Here is a 512-nt window from a genome sequence, read left to right as displayed (position 1 = left end):
GCATTTAACCTATGGTAAAGGTCCTCATTTTTGCTTAGGGGCACCACTTGCACGTTTAGAAGCCGAGATTGCATTAACTACCTTTATAAATGCTTTTGAAAAAATAGAGCTATCTTCATCTTTCAATTTAGAAAAATGTATATTGGAAAATGAACAAACTTTGAAATTCTTACCTATTCGCTTAAAAACTCAATAAACTGTTCAGCAAGGTACAAAATTACTGTACCTTGTTTTTTATTTCTCAATTGTAAATTTTTAGCGGGCTATTTAGTATGGAAGTGTGTGAAAAAGAGTGGAGGAGGATGCTTATGTTAACGTGTAATGGAAGTAAAACGTTTCAAACATTTATTAAAACTGTAACGGATTTAATTGATAGTAATTTATTAGAAGACCAAATTGTTTGTGCGATTGAAAAATTACTAGAAGAACTTTTAGAAAAGAAAACATGGCTTCCGCTAGAAAAACAGAAGGCGAATTCGGCTCAATATGCACGACACTTGTTATATGAAGAT

Annotated in this window: 1 protein-coding gene and 1 pseudogene; both read left to right on the top strand. The window is 32.0% G+C overall.

Going from position 1 to position 512, the window contains the following annotated elements; all coding sequences use genetic code 11:
• Nucleotides 1-196: cytochrome P450 (locus AC1DTM_RS31350; RefSeq protein WP_477001804.1), on the top strand; the 196-nt coding region annotated here is incomplete at its 5' end.
• Nucleotides 197-308: 112 nt separating this feature from the next.
• A pseudogene (locus tag AC1DTM_RS31345) lies at nucleotides 309-512 on the top strand (cysteine dioxygenase family protein); the annotation flags it as partial.

Source organism: Bacillus sp. P4_D3 (assembly GCF_056401855.1).
The sequence above is the reverse complement of the archived record's forward strand: the minus strand, read 5'-3'. Positions and strand labels throughout refer to the sequence as shown.